Consider the following 17,909-nt stretch of genomic DNA (forward strand, 5'->3'; position numbering starts at 1 on the left):
GATTGCTGACCGATATCTGATGAGCATGCCGTAAATCTGTGGCCTGTTTTTTTGCTGTACAAGCCTGTGGAGCCTCCCGTGCGCCAGCGTTATTTCATCCTGCTCAGTATGTTTGCCAGCCTGCCAGCCATGGCTCTGACTTTTCAGACGCGGCTGGAGAATATCGAGTGGAAAGTGGAAGGTGACAAATTCGAATGCCGTCTGATTCAGCCGATTACCGATTTTGGTTCGGGTGCTTTTGTAAGGCGTGCAGGAGAACAGGCTGTATTTCGTCTTAATGCCTACAACTCAATGTTGGGCGAGGGCTCTGCCAAGCTGTTGGCCGCCGCTGCGCCCTGGCAACCGGGCCGTGGTGATATTGACCTGGGCTCGGTGCGTATTGGCCGTGGGCAGGTGCTTTTCAACAGTTCCCAGGCGCAGGCCGCCAACTTGTTTCGAGGCTTGATTGAGGGGCGCAGCCCCTTGATAAGGCATTATTCTCGTGAGGGCAATGTCTCGGAAGTACGCCTGCTCCCTGTCAGGTTTCGCCAGGCTTACGGCGACTACGAGGCCTGTACCGCAAAGCTTTTACCGAAAAACTTTGAGCAGGTCAGACAAAGCCAGATCGGTTTCCCTGGCGGGGGGACCGAACTGGACGCGGTGGCCCGGGTCAACTTGCAAGTCATGGTCGAATACTTGAAGGCAGACCCTACAGTCAATCACGTCATCCTCGACGGTTATTCCGATAATCAGGGCAATCGCTTGACCAATCGTGAGCTGTCGCGCCGCCGGGCATTGGCGGTAATGGAGTATTTCAAGCAGAACGGCCTGCAGGAGTCGCAGATCACGGTGCGATTTCATGGTGAGCAATACCCCTTGGCGGCGAATACCAGTCGGGTAAACCGGGCGAAAAATCGCCGGGTAAGCGTCCGCCTGGAACGGCTCCCTGTGCCTGAAAAAGCTGCGCCATCTGTAGGTCCCAGCAATCCAGCGGCTATTTCCTGAAGCAGCGGTCTCGTCGCGTCTTTGATATAAACTGTCGCTTTGTCGTCTTAAGCTGTCGCGCCTCTGTAAATTCATGGCTGTGGGCGGTAGACTGTTCGGCTTTTCGAACAACCCGTGGAGTGATGGCATGGCGGACGTAAACAAGGTCGTTCTGGCTTATTCGGGCGGCCTGGACACTTCGGTGATCCTGAAGTGGCTGCAGGATACTTATAACTGTGAAGTCGTAACCTTTACCGCTGACCTGGGTCAGGGTGAAGAGGTCGAACCTGCACGTGCCAAGGCGCAAGCCATGGGCGTCAAGGAAATCTACATTGATGACCTGCGCGAAGAGTTTGTTCGTGACTTCGTTTTCCCGATGTTCCGCGCCAACACCGTTTACGAAGGCGAGTACCTGCTGGGTACTTCCATTGCTCGTCCGCTGATTGCCAAACGCCTGATTGAAATCGCCAATGAAACGGGCGCCGATGCCATTTCCCACGGTGCAACGGGTAAAGGTAATGACCAGGTTCGCTTTGAACTGGGTGCCTATGCCTTGAAGCCAGGGGTGAAGGTTATTGCTCCTTGGCGTGAGTGGGACTTGCTCTCCCGTGAAAAGCTGATGGATTACGCTGAAAAGCATGCAATCCCGATCGAGCGTCACGGCAAGAAAAAATCCCCGTACTCGATGGATGCCAACTTGCTGCATATCTCCTACGAAGGTGGTGTGCTCGAAGATACCTGGACTGAGCACGAAGAAGACATGTGGAAGTGGACCGTCTCTCCGGAGAACGCTCCTGACAAGCCGCAGTACCTGGAACTGACCTACCGTAATGGCGACATCGTTGCGCTGGACGGTGTTGAGATGACACCTGCGACTGTTCTGGCAACGTTGAACCGCATTGGTGGCGAACACGGTATCGGCCGTCTGGATATCGTCGAAAACCGTTATGTTGGCATGAAGTCCCGTGGTTGCTATGAAACCCCGGGCGGCACCATCATGTTGCGTGCTCACCGCGCCATTGAGTCGATTACTCTGGATCGTGAAGTCGCTCACTTGAAAGACGAGTTGATGCCAAAGTACGCCAGCCTGATCTACACCGGCTACTGGTGGAGCCCTGAGCGCATCATGCTGCAACAGATGATTGATGCTTCGCAGGTTCACGTTAACGGTGTTGTTCGCCTCAAGCTGTACAAAGGCAACGTGATTGTTACCGGTCGCAAGTCTGACGAGTCGTTGTTTGATGCCAACATCGCAACCTTTGAAGAGGATGGCGGTGCTTACAATCAGGCCGATGCTGCCGGCTTCATCAAGTTGAATGCATTGCGCATGCGTATTGCTGCAAATAAAGGGCGCAAGTTGTTCTAATACAGCTCGCCTGGTAAAGCCCCAGCCAATTGGCTGGGGCTTTTTTTTGCCTGCAATTCAGGTATTTGTTTGGGGGCGGGGTGAGTTAAGCAGGGTGAATCTGTGTGCGTCGGTGTTGTAGCTGATAATGGTTGTATGGTTGATGGATGACGTATGTTTGAAGTTGTCGATGGCCCGTCGAAGAGTTTCCTGAGGAATACTGGAGTGCTGGTTGGTAAGCAGTAGCAGTACAGCATGTCTGGGGGGCGTGTTTTTATATTTGCGGGTTGCTTTGTAATAGATATGTAATACCTCTTCGGCAGTGCCTTTATGAGGGGAGAGCAAGTGCAGGTAGTTCAGGTCCATAAGATAAAGTGTTTTTAACTCTGAGCCCTCTCTCCATGCATGACTCTTGGCAAAGAATGTTGCGTGCGCTCTTTCGGGGGGTGGAAACGGGGGAGGGTCTACGTGATGGACTCTTTGGCCATGAAGGAAGATGTTATGGGGTCTGTATAAGCTGTACGGGGAGCCTGATGGGCAGGGGGGGATAGATAGTTGTGCGTATGTACTTGTGCTTGCAAATGAATTGCCTTGCTTCAGGCAAGGGCCAGTCGGCTGAGAGAACCCTTCCGGAGTGTTCTCGGCTTTGGATAAGTCAGCGGGGGTATAAAGTGTTTTGTTATTGAAGTTTAAGGTCAGGAAAAACAACGTGATCAAAAGTGATGGGAAAACAATCAGGAACCATACGTATATTTTTTGATGCTCACTGTCGATATAAGGGAGAGAGACTGCAGCGGACGCTTCCGTCAGCATTGAAAAAACAGCGATAACGGTAAGTGGGTGGTTGATTTTTATGGTGTTTTTTATCATGAAAGTGCCTTTTGGTAAAAGTCGGAATGATAAGGAAGAAGGCGCTTCTTGGAGGTGTATGGCCAGCTTGGGGTATCTGTGCAGGGCCAATGTTAGTCGGGTGGTTGGTTCAGCGCTTTCTTCAGGGAGTTGCTAGCGCTTTTTAAAATTAGTCGTGTTTTTTTTAAGGCGCAAATCAATTGCATGAGATTGTGTCGCGCCTGGCTGGCGGAATTTATCGATTTCTTGAATAAGAGGTTTGTTTTTGTAGGGGGGCTGTCGTTATCAGATCGGACCTTGTTAAAGGGCGTTAAGTGTTTTTTGTAAAGGGTGTAAGGTTTTTAGTCAGTGACTGATTTGAATGATAAGTCTGAGAGGGAGTTGTAGGTGGATGAACGTATCTATCGAATATTTATTTTTATCTTGGTTGGGTTTGCCTGGGCGAACGTCTTGCCGTTATTTTAGCGTGATTTAATGCTTTAGGTGTTTTCCTAATGATTTGTAGTCCGATTCTGTAAGCATGAAATTGTAATATTTTCCCTTGGAAAAATAGTAGATTTAATTTGAATGAACATTGAGATTTGTCACTGTGTTTTTTGTGGTTTTTAATGGGGGTGGGGCATTTTATTTGGGCGGCAGGCCATGGGGGTGGGGTATGTAGTTGAGTTGTCAGGCTGTTTGGTCAGATTTTTGAATGTGTTTTATATCTGGTTTTTTGAATGTGTCTTAAGTGGGTACGATTTCGTTATCTGTGTGAAAGTGTTGCAGTTCTATGTTGGGTTTTTATTTTAATTCTCGGCGCTTTCTTGAGTTTCGGTCTTCCCATGTCTGGCAGCTTGTGACGAAAGTGTGTGGGGGGCGTTTCAATGGGCGATATCTGTAGGGTTGATCTCCAATATTTGTAGGAAATGTCTTTGGTTGTTGATGCTTGAGGGGGTGCTATGCCCAGTTTGTTGCGACTAGGCTATGGTGCTGGTTCTGAAAATTCGAACAGCGATAAATTGGAATGGCCCATGAATAAAGTGCTGATCGTGGATGATCATCCTGTAATTCGTCTTGCTGTGCGTATGCTCATGGAACGACATGGCTACGAGGTTATTGCAGAGACGGATAATGGTGTGGATGCTTTGCAGCTTACGCGTGAATATGCGCCTGATATCGTAATTCTGGATATTGGAATACCTAGGCTTGACGGGCTTGAAGTTATAGCGCGGTTGTCCACACCGGCAGTGCCTATCAAGGTGCTGGTGTTGACTTCACAAGCCCCGGGTCACTTTTCCATGCGTTGCATGCAAGCCGGTGCAGCCGGTTATGTATGCAAGCAGCAGGACTTGACTGAACTGTTGAGTGCAATCAAGGCCGTACTGTCTGGCTACAGTTATTTCCCGAATCAAGCCTTGCACTCAGTACGTTCAAGCTTGGGGAATGCCAGTGAGGCAGATATGGTCAATCGCCTTTCTGGGCGAGAAATGATGGTGTTGCAGCAGTTGGCACGTGGAAAGAGTAACAAGGAAATTGCGGATGGCATGTTTTTGAGCAATAAAACGGTGAGCACCTACAAAACGCGCCTTTTATTGAAGCTTAATGCCCGTTCACTTGTAGATTTGATTGAGCTGGCACAGCGCAATGGCCTGGTGTGAAGAGAGGGGCTTGAAGATGTAATACCCCAAGCCCCCTGAGCAAAAGCCTCCACAACAGGAGGCTTTTGATGCCGTATCTCCGGGATTACAGGTCGTATCCATAATCTTCCAGCTCTTTTCTGAGCCGTTTTTCTTCCAGCAGTGCGTCAATGGTGCGGCGTTTGGCCAGATTGGTTTTAGCGACCTCGACAACAGGCTCTACGACTTCGTCCGAATCGACGACTGCGAAATCTTCCTCTACTTCCAGTTCTTCTTTGCCAGTGCTCATTCAATTCACTCCAGGCTAAGACAGCTAATGGCGCCCCTTATAGCGATAATCGCTCGTTGGGTAAAAAAGATTTTCTCAATCGATCAGCCCATAGAACGCCTATCACTCAATCATCAGAGGTTTTTTCCTTGAAATCGCACAGGTCTTCTATGCGACAACTGCCGCACCGAGGCTTGCGCGCCTGGCACACGTAGCGCCCGTGCAGGATAAGCCAGTGATGGGCGTCCAGCAGGTAGGGTTTTGGTACGTACTTCATGAGGTTTTTTTCGACCTCCACCACGTTTTTGCCAGGGGCAATACCGGTTCGGTTGCTGACCCTGAAAATATGGGTGTCTACAGCCATTGTCAGTTGCCGGAAAGCTGTATTGAGCACAACGTTTGCCGTTTTACGACCTACCCCGGGCAGTGCTTCAAGCTCTTCTCGGGTCTGTGGGACCTGGCTGCCATGGCGCTCAATCAATAAACGGCAGGTTTCGATCACGTTCTTGGCCTTGCTGTTATACAGGCCAATGGTCTTGATGTAGTGCGACAGTCCTTCCACTCCCAGAGCGTAGATGGCTTCTGGTGTGTTGGCGACCGGAAACAGTTTGGCCATTGCCTTGTTAACGCTGACGTCAGTGGCCTGTGCAGACAGGATCACGGCGATAAGCAGTTCAAAAGGCGATGAATAGGCCAGTTCGGTTTTAGGTTCAGGGTTGTCTTCGTGAAACCGGCGAAATATTTCAAGGCGCTTTACGGCGTTCATGGTTAAAAACGTTCCTGAAGAGCAGTCCGATAAACGGTGGGGCGCTTATATGGTTTTTTCAAGTCTTGCCCGGATCCAGCGCATTGAGTGCGGATTCTGCCTGAGTGACAGCGTCAGCCAAAAGTGTCAGCTCGGTGCCGGACACCTCTTGGCCCATGGCTTTTTTAAGTTCGGCGCGGCGCATGGCCAGCTGGATTTTTGCCCGTTTGAGTTTGGCAGTATTGGCTATCGGTGCGGGTGTGGCGGCCAGGGGCATTGACTCCAGTTGAGCCAGTGCCTGCTGCGCGGATTCAAACTGCTGTTGCAGAATAACCAGCTGAGATTGCTGCTGTGCGGTTGGCGGATGCCCGAAGGCCTTCAACGATTTGTTCAATTGCGCGCGGGCCATGGCCAGAGTGACCTTGGCTTTTTTAAGTGCGGCGTCATTGAGGCTGCCTGATGCTGCCCCGGGTAAATCCGTTTGCGTGCCGCTGAGGGTTGCTGCAGGCGGGCGCTGGGCACGGGCAAGGCGTTCAGCTTGCCTGTGCAGCTCTTCGTGGCGCAGGCGTTCGTCGCGCGACTCGAAACGCTTGCGGGCATGCTCGCGTTTCTGGTTACGGGCGTTGAACTGCTCTTCATTCTGAGCGAGGCCGCCGACAATCGGGATGACATTGGCAGGCAGCGGGTGCATTTCGATGCAGTCCACCGGGCATGGCGCAACGCAGAGATCGCAACCGGTGCATTCATCGATAATCACGCTGTGCATCAGTTTGGCGGCGCCAAGAATGGCATCGATCGGGCAGGCCTGAATGCATTTGGTGCAGCCGATGCATTCGGCTTCGCGAATATAGGCCACTTGCGGTGGGGCCTGGCCGCGATCGGTATCCAGTTGCAGTACGGGAACCCTGAGCAAGCTGGCCAGTGCAGCAATGGTTTCGGCACCGCCAGGCGGGCACTTGTTGATTGCCTCGCCTTGAGCAATACCTTGCGCATAGGGTTTGCAGCCAGGATGGCCGCATTTCCCGCATTGAGTTTGCGGCAGTAAAGCATCAATACGTTGAATCAGGCTCATGGTGTGATCAGTCCAGCTACAGCGGGTCGCATCTGGGCGACGCTCAACATGCGCAGAGATAAATAGGGGCGTGACGGTCAAGCGTGGGTGCAAGATCGTTCAGCTCGGTAAAGACGGCTGATTATCCGGCATGACGGGAGGGGCGGCTACTGATGAACAGCGTCTGGTGGCCTGCAGGCCACCAGACGGTGCAAAGGGGCAGTGTTACTTGATGCGCTGACCTGGCTTGGCGCCGCTGTCCGGGCTGAGCAGGTAAATTTCTTCACCGCCAGGGCCGGCAGCCATCACCATGCCTTCAGATATGCCAAAGCGCATTTTGCGTGGCTTCAGGTTGGCGATCATCATGGTCAGACGACCTTCAAGCTCGGCCGGGTTCGGGTAGGCGCTCTTGATTCCCGAAAACACGTTGCGTTGCTCGTCGCCAATATCCAGGGTCAGGCGCAGCAGCTTGTCGGCACCTTCAACCGCTTCGGCCTTGAGAATCAGCGCGACGCGCAAGTCCACGGCAGCGAAGGTATCGAACTCGATTTCTGCGGCCAGCGGCTCCTTGACCAGTTCGCCGTTGCCCTGTGGTGCAGCGCTGCCGGTGTCGGTCTGGCTGGCGACCAGGTCTTCTTTCGAAGCATCGGTCATGGCCTGGACCTTGACCGGGTCGATACGGGTCAGCAATGGCTTGAATGCGTTCAATTGGTGGTTGGCCAGCAACACCTGGTGATCGTTCCAGGTCAGGGGGTCGACATTCAGGAATGCCTCTGCATCGGCAGCCAAAACTGGCAGGACCGGCTTGAGGAAGATGATCAGCTGGCGGAAGAGGTTGATGCCCAGTGCGCAGACCGCCTGAACTTCAGCTTGCTTGCCTTCAACTTTGGCCATTGCCCAAGGAGCCTTGTCAGCGATCCAGGCGTTGGCACGGTCGGCCAACGCCATGATTTCACGCATGGCACGGGCGAAGTCACGGGCTTCATAGGCCTCGGCAATGCTGGGTGCGGCGGCCAGGAACGCTTCGGTCAGTTCGGGAGCAGCATTGCCCTCGACCATCACACCGGCGTTACCCTTGTGAATAAAGCCTGCACAACGACTGGCGATATTGACCACTTTGCCGACAAGGTCCGAGTTGACCTTCTGTACGAAGTCTTCCAGGTTCAGGTCCAGGTCATCAACCCCGCGACCCAGCTTGGAGGCGTAGTAGTAGCGCAGGTATTCCGGTGCCAGGTGGTCCAGGTAGGTGCGGGCCTTGATAAAGGTGCCGCGGGATTTGGACATCTTCTGGCCGTTGACGGTCAGGTAACCGTGAACGTTGATGGCAGTAGGCTTGCGATAGCCTGCGCCTTCGAGCATGGCTGGCCAGAACAGGGCGTGGAAGTTAACGATGTCCTTGCCGATAAAATGGTACAGCTCGGCGGTGGAGTCCTTGGCCCAGTACGCGTCGAAGTCCAGATCCGGACGGCGGGCGCAGAGGTTCTTGAAACTGGCCATGTAGCCGATTGGTGCGTCCAGCCATACATAGAAGTACTTGCCTGGCGCGTCCGGGATCTCGAAGCCGAAGTACGGCGCATCGCGGGAGATATCCCACTGTTGCAGGCCGGTATCCAGCCATTCGGCGATCTTGTTGGCTACAGCATCCTGCAGGGCGCCGCTGCGGGTCCAGCTTTTGAGCATGGCATCGAAGTCGGGCAGCTTGAAGAAGAAGTGCTCGGAATCCTTGAGCACCGGAGTGGCGCCGGAGATGGCGGACTTGGGATTCTTCAGATCGGTTGGCGCGTAGGTGGCGCCGCATTTTTCGCAGTTGTCGCCGTACTGATCGTCAGTGCCGCATTTAGGGCAGGTGCCCTTGATGAAGCGGTCGGCCAGGAACATTTTCTTTTCCGGGTCGAAGTACTGGGTGATCGAGCGGGTAGCGATATGCCCGGCTTCGCGCAGCTTGATGTAGATCGCACTCGACAGCTCACGGTTTTCTTCGGCGTGGGTCGAGTGGAAGTTGTCGAAATCGACGAGGAACTCGGCAAAGTCGGCGCTGTGTTCAGCCTGGACGTTGGCGATCAGTTGCTCGGGGGTGATGCCTTCTTTCTCGGCGCGCAACATGATGGCCGAGCCGTGGGCATCGTCTGCGCAGACATAAGTGCACTGATTGCCGCGAAGTTTCTGGAAGCGCACCCACATATCAGTCTGGATGTACTCAAGCATATGGCCAAGGTGAATTGAACCATTGGCATAGGGCAGGGCGCTGGTGACTAAGATATTGCGTGGCTCGGACATGGGGCTCGGCTACTTGATGAGACGGTGGTCGGCCACTATAAAGCGCCGGGCAATATATTTCACCCCGTGCTGGCGTATCTGATCGTTTGTGCTGTTTTTGTGCGGTTCAAAAGCCTGCTGCCGGTGGTTTATTACAGGTACGATAGCGGCCTGTTTTACTCAGTCTTTACGGGAGTTGCCCATGAGCGCAGTTAATCGCGCAGCGGTGGAGGCCGTCCTTCGCCAATACACCGACCCTTATCTGAATCAGGATCCGGTCAGTGCCGGATGCATCCGCAACATAGAGGTTCAGGGTGAGCGCGTCAGTGTTCAGCTTGAACTGGGTTATGCCGCCGGTCTGTTCAAGGGTGGCTGGGCGCAGATCCTGCAAACCGCCATCGAAAACATGGATGGCGTGACCTCGGCCAAGGTCGAGATCAACTGCGTGATTGCGGCGCACAAGGCGCAGGCGCAAATCCCGGGCCTGGCCAATGTGAAGAACATTGTGGCCGTGGCTTCCGGCAAGGGCGGTGTCGGCAAGTCCACCACCGCAGCCAACCTGGCACTGGCGCTGGCCCGTGAAGGTGCGCGGGTGGGGATTCTGGACGCGGATATTTATGGTCCGAGCCAGGGCGTGATGTTTGGCATCGCTGAAGGTACGCGGCCGAAGATTCGTGATCAGAAGTGGTTCGTGCCCATCGAAGCCCATGGCGTTGAAGTCATGTCGATGGCCTTTTTGACTGACGACAACACGCCGATGGTGTGGCGCGGTCCGATGGTGTCGGGTGCGTTGCTGCAGCTGGTGACACAAACGGCCTGGAATGACCTTGATTACCTGGTCATTGATATGCCACCGGGTACCGGCGATATCCAGCTGACCCTGGCACAGAAAGTCCCGGTGACCGGGTCGGTGATTGTGACCACGCCGCAGGATCTGGCTTTGCTGGATGCACGCAAGGGTGTCGAGATGTTCCGCAAGGTCAACATTCCGGTGCTGGGTGTCGTGGAGAACATGGCGGTACACATTTGCTCGAACTGTGGTCACGCAGAGCATCTGTTCGGTGAGGGTGGGGGGGAGAAGCTGGCAACGCAATATGGCGTTGAGGTGCTGGCCTCGCTGCCGCTGTCGATGGAAATCCGCGAGCAGGCCGACAATGGCAAGCCAACAGCGGTGGCTGACCCCAACAGCCCGGTTGCCTTGATCTATCAGGAGCTGGCCCGACAGGTGGGTGCGCGTATTGTCCTGCATGAAGCGGCTTCGCAGGCTATGCCGACCATTACGACCACTGACGACTGAATTGCGATGCAATACCTGTAGTCGCTGACGAGGTACGAGGCTGCGATAAGGCCCCCAGGGCCTTCAGAAATTGGGGCCGCTATGCAGCCCATCGCCGCCTCGTGCCTCGTAAGCGACTACAAAATCGTGCCTGGGTTTATTACGGGCATAAAAAAACCCCGCTTTTAAGGGCGGGGTTTTTTACTGGATCAGTACAAGTTAGATAACTTGAACTTCCTCAGCTTGCATGCCTTTCTGACCGCGAGTAGCGATGAAAGAAACCTGTTGGCCTTCTTTCAGGCTTTTGAAGCCGTCGGATTGGATAGCTTTGAAGTGAACAAACAGGTCGTCACCGGATTGTGGAGTGATGAAGCCGAAGCCTTTTTCATCGTTGAACCACTTAACGGTACCAGTTTGGCGATTAGACATGGTGTAACTCCTTGAACAAAGATAACTGCGACGCAGGAAAAGCCCTGGCCGAGACTGAGTGCAAAGAGCAGGAAAAATTCTTGGAGATGGTTGGATCGAAATTCAACATATCGTGTAGAGATTCTCAGTGACACAAGCAACACAGTGGCGCCACCTTAACGCTTTTTTCCGAACGTGCAAAGGGTCTTTGCGAAGGATTATCCAAAAACGTGACTGACGGTTGCCCTCACACCCTGTATTCAGGGGATCTCAAGCTAATTTCGATATTTTTTCCCCAGATTTTTGAACAGGGCCTTGGGGGGCGGTAAGATGCCCAACAGAATTTTCTACCTCGCTATTCAGGACACCCGCCATGAGCATCAAACCAGACAAGTGGATTCGCCGCATGGCGCAAGAGCACGGCATGATCGAACCTTTCGTCGAGCGTCAGGTGCGTGAAGAAGGCGAGAACCGTCTGATCTCCTACGGCGTTTCGAGCTACGGCTATGACGTTCGTTGCGCAAACGAGTTCAAGGTCTTCACCAATATCAACTCGGCGACCGTTGATCCAAAAAATTTCGACGCGGGCAGCTTTGTCGATGTCACCAGCGACGTTTGCATCATCCCGCCCAACTCCTTCGCCCTGGCACGCACCGTTGAGTACTTCCGTATTCCGCGCAATGTGCTGACCATCTGCCTGGGTAAAAGTACCTACGCGCGTTGCGGCATCATCGTTAACGTGACGCCACTTGAGCCCGAGTGGGAAGGTCATGTGACCCTGGAGTTTTCCAACACCACGACATTGCCGGCCAAGATCTACGCCAATGAAGGCGTGGCACAAATGCTGTTCTTCGAATCTGACGAAGAGTGTGAAGTGTCGTACAAGGACCGTGGCGGCAAGTATCAGGGCCAGCGCGGCGTGACCTTGCCTCGCACCTGACGAACAGAGGGAATTCTTGAGCGCAAATGCACTCTATTGAGTGTATTTCCGGTTACGCATCCAGCGAGCCGGATCATCGCTCAGGAGTGCCTTATGAAGATTGATCCGAGTATCCGCGCCCAACTGGCAAACCTCGAGCCCAATCAGGTCGGGCTGCTGGCCTGGTCTCTGCTGGCCTTTCCACAGCTGCATGCAGGTGGCATCCCCGGCCAGCCTGACCCGGACAGCCCGCAACCGATCGAGCCCGAACCGGGCGTGCCAACGCTGCCTGACGAGCCTCCGCCTGCGCCGGTTGCCTGATCCGGTAGTGGCTCAAGGCGATAGCAGATAACCGCTACGATAGGCTTCGCGGCCTGCCACGTGGGCAATCACCATGCCTGCGGTGGCCATTCGCCGCTGAGAGCGGGCATACAGCAAACCTGCGCTGGCGCAGTAAACCGGTGTGAGCTTGTCGCTGATGGGGTCAATGATCTCGGCAATCAACTGGCCAGCGCACAGATACTCCCCCGGCCTGGCATTGAACACCAGCAGCCCGCCTGCAGGTGTTGCCACGGGCTCTACGCCGGCCAAAGGGGTGGCGGGGTAGAGAAGGGGTGGCAAAGGCACGGATTCTCCGTCAATCGCGCCAAAATCGATCAGATAATCAATCAGCGCCTGGCAGTCGTGCCCTGCATGGCTGTGGTTCACATCTGCCAGGCCGCGTAATTCCAGGGTTACGGAAAAGCTGCCCTGGGGAATCGCATAGCAATGACCGAAACGCTGCTGTAGTTGCCACCACAGCAGGGTGAAGCACTCATCGAACGACAACCCGCCGGAGTCCGTTGCCAGCAGGCTGGCTTGAGCGCCGAGGTGGCGCGCCAGCGGTTCGACCTGCGGCCAGGCTTCAGGCGTGGTGTACAGGTGGGGTACGGCCTCATAGTCGCAGTGCAGGTCCAGCACCATATCGGCATCGCAGGCCAGCGTTTGCAGGGTCAGGCGCTGGGAGTGCAACTGCGTTGTCGGCACTTGCGCTGACAGCAGTTCGCGCAAGCGACGGCGGATTAATTGCAGGTTCTGTGCGGGATCATCGCTGAGCTGGCCTTCAAGCTCATCACCAATCTGCGTGCTCAGGTCCAGGAAGTTACGATTGAAGTTCTGCCCGCTTTGCAGCTCGTAACGCCCCAGCGGGATATCCATCAAGACCTGCTCAAGGCCAGCCGGGTTGGCCACTGGTACCACGACTATCTCAAAGAGCAACCGTCCCGCCACCTCAAGCTCTGCAAGGCGCTGCTTGAGGTGCCAGGCGACCAGCATCCCGGGCAATTCATCCGCGTGCAGTGAGGCCTGGATATAGATCTTGCCTCGGGGCTGGGCAGGCCCGTAATGAAAACTGTGAATAAGCCGTTCAGTGCCCGGGACAGGTGCCAGCAAAGGATGAATTTGATGTCGCTGCATGGAGACGTCCTTGTGAGCCAAGTTCAGATGGCCAGACAGTAGCGCTGTGCCAGTCGCCCCAATCGAAGCATATTATGGGCGACATACAAATGAAAAATTGCACCTTTTACTCAGCATATGCCCTCTCCCGGCTTTGTGCATGAGAGGGCAGGCTGTGGCTCTCGGTTACTTGCCCGGAACCAGGGTCAGACGGGTCTTGCCGTAGGTCTTGTCGAAGTTCTGCGGCTGCATCGGGAAGCTGATGTACTGCCCTTTGAGCCACGGATCGATACCGTCGGTGTAGTGCGGGCTGGCCGGGTTACTCGATTGCCCGGTGCTGTTTTGCGCCATCATCGGTTCGACCTGGCCGAAGTCGATGATCATGCGCATGGCCGGTATCTGCGTCACCTCGAAGTTTGCGCCCGCGAGGTGGTAGGCCGCCGTATTGAGGGTCGTATGATCGCCGCCTGCCATAACGGGGGCGCGAACAGTCTGGCCGTTGGCATTGCGCCATACGTACTGATGCAGCTTGCCCCACTGCCATGCTTTGTGATCGTTGCCCATCAGGCTGTCACCGATGCTGATCGCCCCGGCCAGGCTGCGGGCCAGAATGGCCGGTTTGTCTTCTTTTTGCGTGGTGCGGCTATCGTCCCAGAAAGGACTGTCTTCGCGGCCCAGCAAGTGATCGGCTACCGCCGGGTAAGACAGGTTGCTGTTGGCCACAAATGCCTGCCAGCTGGCGCTGTTCTCGGGGCCCAGTTCATCCAGGAAGATCTGCCGGGTGCTTTCCTGCAAAAACAGTTCGTACACTGCCGCATCGGCCGAGTTGGCGCCGAGCTTGCCGTCAAATGCCATCAGCCGGCCAAGAGCTTCTCGGGCTTTGGCCTGTTCTGGCGCGGGCAATGCCGCGATCGCCTGTTTCAGAGGCTGTGCCATGCCGGGGGCGCTGAACATGGTTTTCAGCTTGGCTGCGAACAGCGTGGTCTGGTCGTACTGCATGGCTATCATGCTGCGGGCGTCCTGTTTGCCACTGCCTGCCAGTTGCGCAAGGCGTTCGCTGCGCTCAGGTGACAGCCACGAGTTGGACAGTTGCATGCCGTAGCCATAGGCGGCCGTACGCTGGTTGGCGGTACCCAGCCAGCCCTGGGTCGGGTCCTGGTCGTAGGGGTGCAGCATCGGGTCGGCGTAACCTTCCCAATCGTAGCGGCCATCCCAGCCCGGCGACGGGAACAGGCCAAGCCCTTCACGGCGGTTGGGGTAGAGCCCGGTCACTTGCCAGCCGATATGGTTGGCGTCGGCATACAGCAGGTTCAGCGCCACAGCGCGGATTTCACGGCTGGCATCCGAGGCTTTTTCGCTGTTCTGGGTACGGGACAGGTCAAAAAATGCGTCGAGGGTTTTGTCGCCCTGCAAGTCCGGGGTTTGCAGGGCAAGGCCCAGGCTACTGTTCAGGGCATTGGGGCTGCCCAGGGTGCTGTTGAGCAAAGGCCCGTGGCGGGTTTCGTAAATTACTTCGCGAATCGGACGCTGACCTTTGACGAAAAAGGTTTCGTTGCGCACCGTCGCCGGTAGCCACTTGCCGTTCGCCATGTAGTACAGGCTGCTGCCCTGGCGTTTGAGCTTCTCCAGGAACACATCCTGGTTGTCGCCCATGGCCATGCTCATACCCCATGCCACCTTGCCGTTGAACCCGGCGAACAGGGTCGGCAAGCCCGCAATGGTTGCCCCGGCAGCCTGGTATTTGGGGGCGCGAATCTGCACGTAGTTCCAGGCCGAAGGCACGCCTATGGGTTGATGGATATCGTTGGCCAGCAGGCTCTTGCCACTGCGGCTGCGCTGCGGGCCAATGGCCCAGTCGCTGGATGCCGTGACACCTGGCAGGCTCAGTTGCTTCACCTGTTCAAGGGCCTGGGACACGCCGCTCAAGCCTTGCAACTGGCTGCCCAGGGCCAGGCCCTTGAGCTTGTCGGCTTCGCTGCTGGGCAGGGCTTCGTTGGGATAGGTTGGCATCAGCCAGGGCAGTTTGTCGGTGCCGACTTTTTGCGTAAGGGCCAGGGCGTTGAGTTCTTCTTGCAGGTTGACCGACATGCCGAAGTTCAACAGGCTGAAAATCAGCGCCGAGTCCTCGGGTTTCCAGTACTCGACCTTGTAGCTGGCCTGCGCCAGATCGGCCGGCAATTTGTCGCGGTAGCGGAACAGGTAGGCGTTGACTCCGCGAGCGTAGACTTCGAAAAACTTTTTAAGTCGCGGTGAGGCGCTTTTATAAAGCTCGTCAGCGTTCTTTTTCAGATTGACGGTGCGCATCAACCGGTCGCTTTCCAGTGCATCAACGCCGTTGAGCTCGGCCAAGCGGCCTTGGGCCAGCAAGCGCAAACGCACCATCTGGCTGATTCGGTCACCGGCATGCACATAACCCAGGGTGAACAGGGCGTCATGGAAGCTGCTGCTTTCGATCAGCGGCATGCCCTGGATGTTGCGGCGTACCGACACGTTCTGTGCAAGGCCCTTGAGCGGTTGCACGCCAGAGGCTGGCACCAGGCTTTCAGTGGCATGGTTGTTTATCTGGCAACCGGCCAGGCCCAGCAGGCTGACCATTGCCGCGGCAACGCCGAACCGGGGTAGTAAAGAAGTAAAGGCTGGCGAGGCCATGGCAAAGCTCCTGCGGGGGTGGTGTCATCGAAAGCCGCTACGTTAGTGAGGCCGATGACACCGTGCAAGCGCTATATGCACTACTTCGGCGGGTTGATTTTATCCACCAGTGCGTAGGCACGTTCTGTAGCCGGGCGCGCCTTGACTCGCTGGAACCAGGCCTTCAGGGCCGGGAAATCATCCAGGTTCTGCCCCTGCCATTCATGGGGCACGATCCACGGGTAAATCGCCATGTCGGCGATGCTGTATTCGTCACCCGCAACAAACTCGCGGCCTTCCAGCTGTTTGTTCAATACGCGATACAAACGGGCCGTCTCTTCGGTGTAGCGTTTGATCGCATACGGGATTTTTTCCGGTGCGAAGCGGTTGAAGTGATGATTTTGCCCGGCCATTGGCCCCAGGCCACCCATTTGCCAGAACAGCCATTGCAGGGCCATTTGCCGGCCGCGCAGGTCCTTTGGTAAAAATTGCCCGGTTTTTTCCGCGAGGTACAGCAGGATCGCGCCGGACTCGAACAAGGACAGTGGCTCGCCACCGTCGGCCGGTGCCTGATCAACAATGGCCGGGATGCGGTTATTCGGGGCTATCTTCAAAAAGTCCGGAGCAAACTGTTCATTCTTGCCGATATTGATCGGATGAACCTTGTAGGGCAGGCCAGCTTCTTCAAGAAACAATGAGACTTTGTGGCCGTTGGGAGTGGTCCAGTAATAAAGATCGATCATGAAGGGCTCCAGAAGGGAATGTTCACCCAGCACCTGACGACCATCAGAGGCGGTCATCGACTGTGGGCTGTCAGTTTTACCCCCAAAAGCGCGTCGGATGAAAGCAGGTCATGGTTTGTGACGCACTTTTTCATAAAGCAAAAACACAAACGCCGCACAGGACACTGGATCCTGTGCGGCGTTTGCAAAGCGTCCCGAGGGATCAGGCGCCGTGGCACTTCTTGAATTTCTTGCTGCTGCCGCACGGGCAGGGATCGTTGCGGCCAACGTCTTTCAGCTCGTTGCGCACAGGCTCTTGAGGTGCATGGCCGCAATGCGGGCCATGTACATGACCGTGATCGTGGTCATGGGTGTGGCCATGATCATGATCGTGGTTGCAGTCGGGGCCATGAACGTGGGGTTGTTGGGTCATTGCTCAATCACTCTGGAATAAAATCGCCGGGGATTATCTCGCCTTTGCGCGTCAGGTGCACGTCGTAACCGTAGAACAGCCCGGTTTGCAGTGTGCCCTCGAGTCGGTAGGGGATGGGCTGGTCGGGTGTTTCAAGCAAATTGACCAGCGGGCGCACCTGCGGCCAGAGGTTGGTACGCACCGGTATCACGTACATGGCGCTGCTGTTGGGTTGCACGCTGAACCAGTGTTCGTTCTCACCTTCGGTCAGCTTGATGGTGCCCAGATACACGGCATAGCTCAGGCCGCGTACGGTCAGTGTCGAGTCATTGGGGTTGTCGACCCGAAAATGCAGCCTGAAGCGCTGCTCCAGCAGCTTGGCCTGCACCAGTTCGACTTTTTCCAGATGCACGTCCGGGTCCTTGTCGCCTGAGTCGAACCAGGAGGTGCATCCCGATACCATCAGCAGCATGGCCAGGGCGATTGTTTTTATTGTTCGGGCCCGCACGTCCATTGTTTAACCCTCAGAGTCCAGCCTATTGACCGAAAAAACCGGCACAGCATTTTTTGAACTTCAGCCCGCTGGCGCATGGGCAAGCGTCGTTGCGCCCGACCTTGAGCGGTACGGTGGGGTCGATGAAGTACCAGTGCCCGGCGCTTTGCACAAAGGATGAGCGCTCGCGGTGGCTGTGCTCACCATTGGCGTCGTGCCAGCGTGCAGTAAAGGTCACAAAGGCGTGTTCCGGTTGGCCGCCGAACACTTCGCTGCTTTCAACGGTCAAGCCCAGCCAGGTACTCTGCGCGCTCCAGTCGGCAATGGACTGGCGATCCAGCCCGGCTTGCTGCACAGGCAGGGTGGTGCTGACCAGGTAGTCGACAAGCCCCAATACATAGGCGCTGTAGCGTGAGCGCATCAGGGTTTCGGCGCTCGGGGCCGGGTGGCCGTCATGATAGTGCCCGCAGCAGGCTTCCAGCAGGTTGCCGCTGCCGCAGGGGCAAATGGATGTGCTCATC

At 55.6% G+C, this 17,909-nt stretch carries 18 protein-coding genes; 6 read left to right on the top strand and 12 right to left on the bottom strand.

The window, feature by feature from the left end:
- Window positions 1-78: 78 nt before the first annotated feature.
- Both FHL07_RS04525 and FHL07_RS04530 read left to right on the top strand, forming a co-directional pair.
- Window positions 79-984 (top strand): flagellar protein MotY, encoded by a 906-nt coding sequence (locus FHL07_RS04525; RefSeq protein ID WP_095024200.1) that lies wholly within the window; start codon window positions 79-81, stop codon window positions 982-984.
- Window positions 985-1,111: 127 nt separating this feature from the next.
- Window positions 1,112-2,329: an argininosuccinate synthase gene (locus FHL07_RS04530; protein ID WP_016779698.1), complete on the top strand. Its 1,218-nt coding sequence runs from the start codon at window positions 1,112-1,114 to the stop codon at window positions 2,327-2,329.
- Window positions 2,330-2,386: 57 nt separating this feature from the next.
- Here FHL07_RS04530 and FHL07_RS04535 read toward each other — a convergent pair whose 3' ends face one another.
- Complete coding sequence (locus tag FHL07_RS04535; RefSeq protein WP_138738156.1) at window positions 2,387-3,178, bottom strand: hypothetical protein; 792 nt, start codon at window positions 3,176-3,178, stop codon at window positions 2,387-2,389.
- A 992-nt stretch (window positions 3,179-4,170) separates the two neighbouring features.
- Between FHL07_RS04535 and FHL07_RS04540 the strand changes: the two genes are divergently transcribed.
- A complete protein-coding gene (locus tag FHL07_RS04540) occupies window positions 4,171-4,797 on the top strand; it encodes a response regulator transcription factor (RefSeq protein ID WP_095002959.1) in 627 nt (208 codons plus the stop codon).
- 85 nt (window positions 4,798-4,882) lie between these two features.
- Here FHL07_RS04540 and FHL07_RS04545 read toward each other — a convergent pair whose 3' ends face one another.
- The 4 genes from FHL07_RS04545 to metG all read right to left on the bottom strand — a co-directional run bounded on the left by FHL07_RS04545 (window position 4,883) and on the right by metG (window position 9,117).
- A complete protein-coding gene (locus FHL07_RS04545) occupies window positions 4,883-5,065 on the bottom strand; it encodes a PA3496 family putative envelope integrity protein (protein ID WP_016779702.1) in 183 nt (60 codons plus the stop codon).
- Window positions 5,066-5,171: 106 nt separating this feature from the next.
- On the bottom strand, window positions 5,172-5,810 hold the full coding sequence (gene nth, locus FHL07_RS04550; RefSeq protein ID WP_095002960.1) for an endonuclease III: 639 nt from the start codon (window positions 5,808-5,810) through the stop codon (window positions 5,172-5,174).
- Between the two features lie 58 nt (window positions 5,811-5,868).
- The gene (gene rsxB / locus FHL07_RS04555) at window positions 5,869-6,861 is read right to left on the bottom strand and encodes an electron transport complex subunit RsxB (protein ID WP_138738157.1); all 993 of its coding nucleotides are present in this window, start codon (window positions 6,859-6,861) and stop codon (window positions 5,869-5,871) included.
- 204 nt (window positions 6,862-7,065) lie between these two features.
- The gene (gene metG, locus FHL07_RS04560) at window positions 7,066-9,117 is read right to left on the bottom strand and encodes a methionine--tRNA ligase (RefSeq protein ID WP_095019461.1); all 2,052 of its coding nucleotides are present in this window, start codon (window positions 9,115-9,117) and stop codon (window positions 7,066-7,068) included.
- Window positions 9,118-9,298: 181 nt separating this feature from the next.
- On the opposite strand from metG, the gene apbC reads away from it, so the two are divergent.
- Window positions 9,299-10,393, top strand: a complete 1,095-nt coding sequence (gene apbC / locus FHL07_RS04565; protein ID WP_095002963.1) for an iron-sulfur cluster carrier protein ApbC — start codon at window positions 9,299-9,301, stop codon at window positions 10,391-10,393.
- A gap of 198 nt (window positions 10,394-10,591) precedes the next feature.
- Here apbC and FHL07_RS04570 read toward each other — a convergent pair whose 3' ends face one another.
- Entirely contained in the window at window positions 10,592-10,801 is a 210-nt protein-coding gene (locus FHL07_RS04570; protein ID WP_002554837.1) for a cold-shock protein, read from the bottom strand.
- A gap of 352 nt (window positions 10,802-11,153) precedes the next feature.
- On the opposite strand from FHL07_RS04570, the gene dcd reads away from it, so the two are divergent.
- A complete protein-coding gene (dcd, locus tag FHL07_RS04575) occupies window positions 11,154-11,720 on the top strand; it encodes a dCTP deaminase (protein ID WP_016779707.1) in 567 nt (188 codons plus the stop codon).
- Window positions 11,721-11,813: 93 nt separating this feature from the next.
- Window positions 11,814-12,020 carry a hypothetical protein gene (locus FHL07_RS04580; protein ID WP_095002964.1) on the top strand — a complete coding sequence of 69 codons (207 nt, stop codon included), beginning with the start codon at window positions 11,814-11,816 and terminating at the stop codon, window positions 12,018-12,020.
- Between the two features lie 12 nt (window positions 12,021-12,032).
- Here FHL07_RS04580 and FHL07_RS04585 read toward each other — a convergent pair whose 3' ends face one another.
- From FHL07_RS04585 to FHL07_RS04610, 6 genes are all read right to left on the bottom strand, one after another.
- The gene (locus tag FHL07_RS04585) at window positions 12,033-13,154 is read right to left on the bottom strand and encodes a succinylglutamate desuccinylase/aspartoacylase family protein (protein ID WP_095002965.1); all 1,122 of its coding nucleotides are present in this window, start codon (window positions 13,152-13,154) and stop codon (window positions 12,033-12,035) included.
- 165 nt (window positions 13,155-13,319) lie between these two features.
- Window positions 13,320-15,782, bottom strand: coding sequence for a penicillin acylase family protein (locus FHL07_RS04590; RefSeq protein ID WP_138738158.1), 2,463 nt, complete (start codon window positions 15,780-15,782; stop codon window positions 13,320-13,322).
- Window positions 15,783-15,862: 80 nt separating this feature from the next.
- A complete protein-coding gene (locus tag FHL07_RS04595; protein WP_095002967.1) occupies window positions 15,863-16,504 on the bottom strand; it encodes a glutathione binding-like protein in 642 nt (213 codons plus the stop codon).
- A gap of 202 nt (window positions 16,505-16,706) precedes the next feature.
- Window positions 16,707-16,916, bottom strand: coding sequence for an SEC-C metal-binding domain-containing protein (locus FHL07_RS04600; protein WP_086795965.1), 210 nt, complete (start codon window positions 16,914-16,916; stop codon window positions 16,707-16,709).
- Window positions 16,917-16,923: 7 nt separating this feature from the next.
- The gene (locus tag FHL07_RS04605) at window positions 16,924-17,409 is read right to left on the bottom strand and encodes an LEA type 2 family protein (RefSeq protein ID WP_095002968.1); all 486 of its coding nucleotides are present in this window, start codon (window positions 17,407-17,409) and stop codon (window positions 16,924-16,926) included.
- 22 nt (window positions 17,410-17,431) lie between these two features.
- The gene (locus FHL07_RS04610) at window positions 17,432-17,908 is read right to left on the bottom strand and encodes a YchJ family protein (protein WP_095019458.1); all 477 of its coding nucleotides are present in this window, start codon (window positions 17,906-17,908) and stop codon (window positions 17,432-17,434) included.
- Window position 17,909: the final 1 nt, after the last annotated feature.

Source organism: Pseudomonas sp. FSL W7-0098 (assembly GCF_005930585.1).
Taxonomy (GTDB): Bacteria; Pseudomonadota; Gammaproteobacteria; order Pseudomonadales; family Pseudomonadaceae; genus Aquipseudomonas; species Aquipseudomonas bubulae.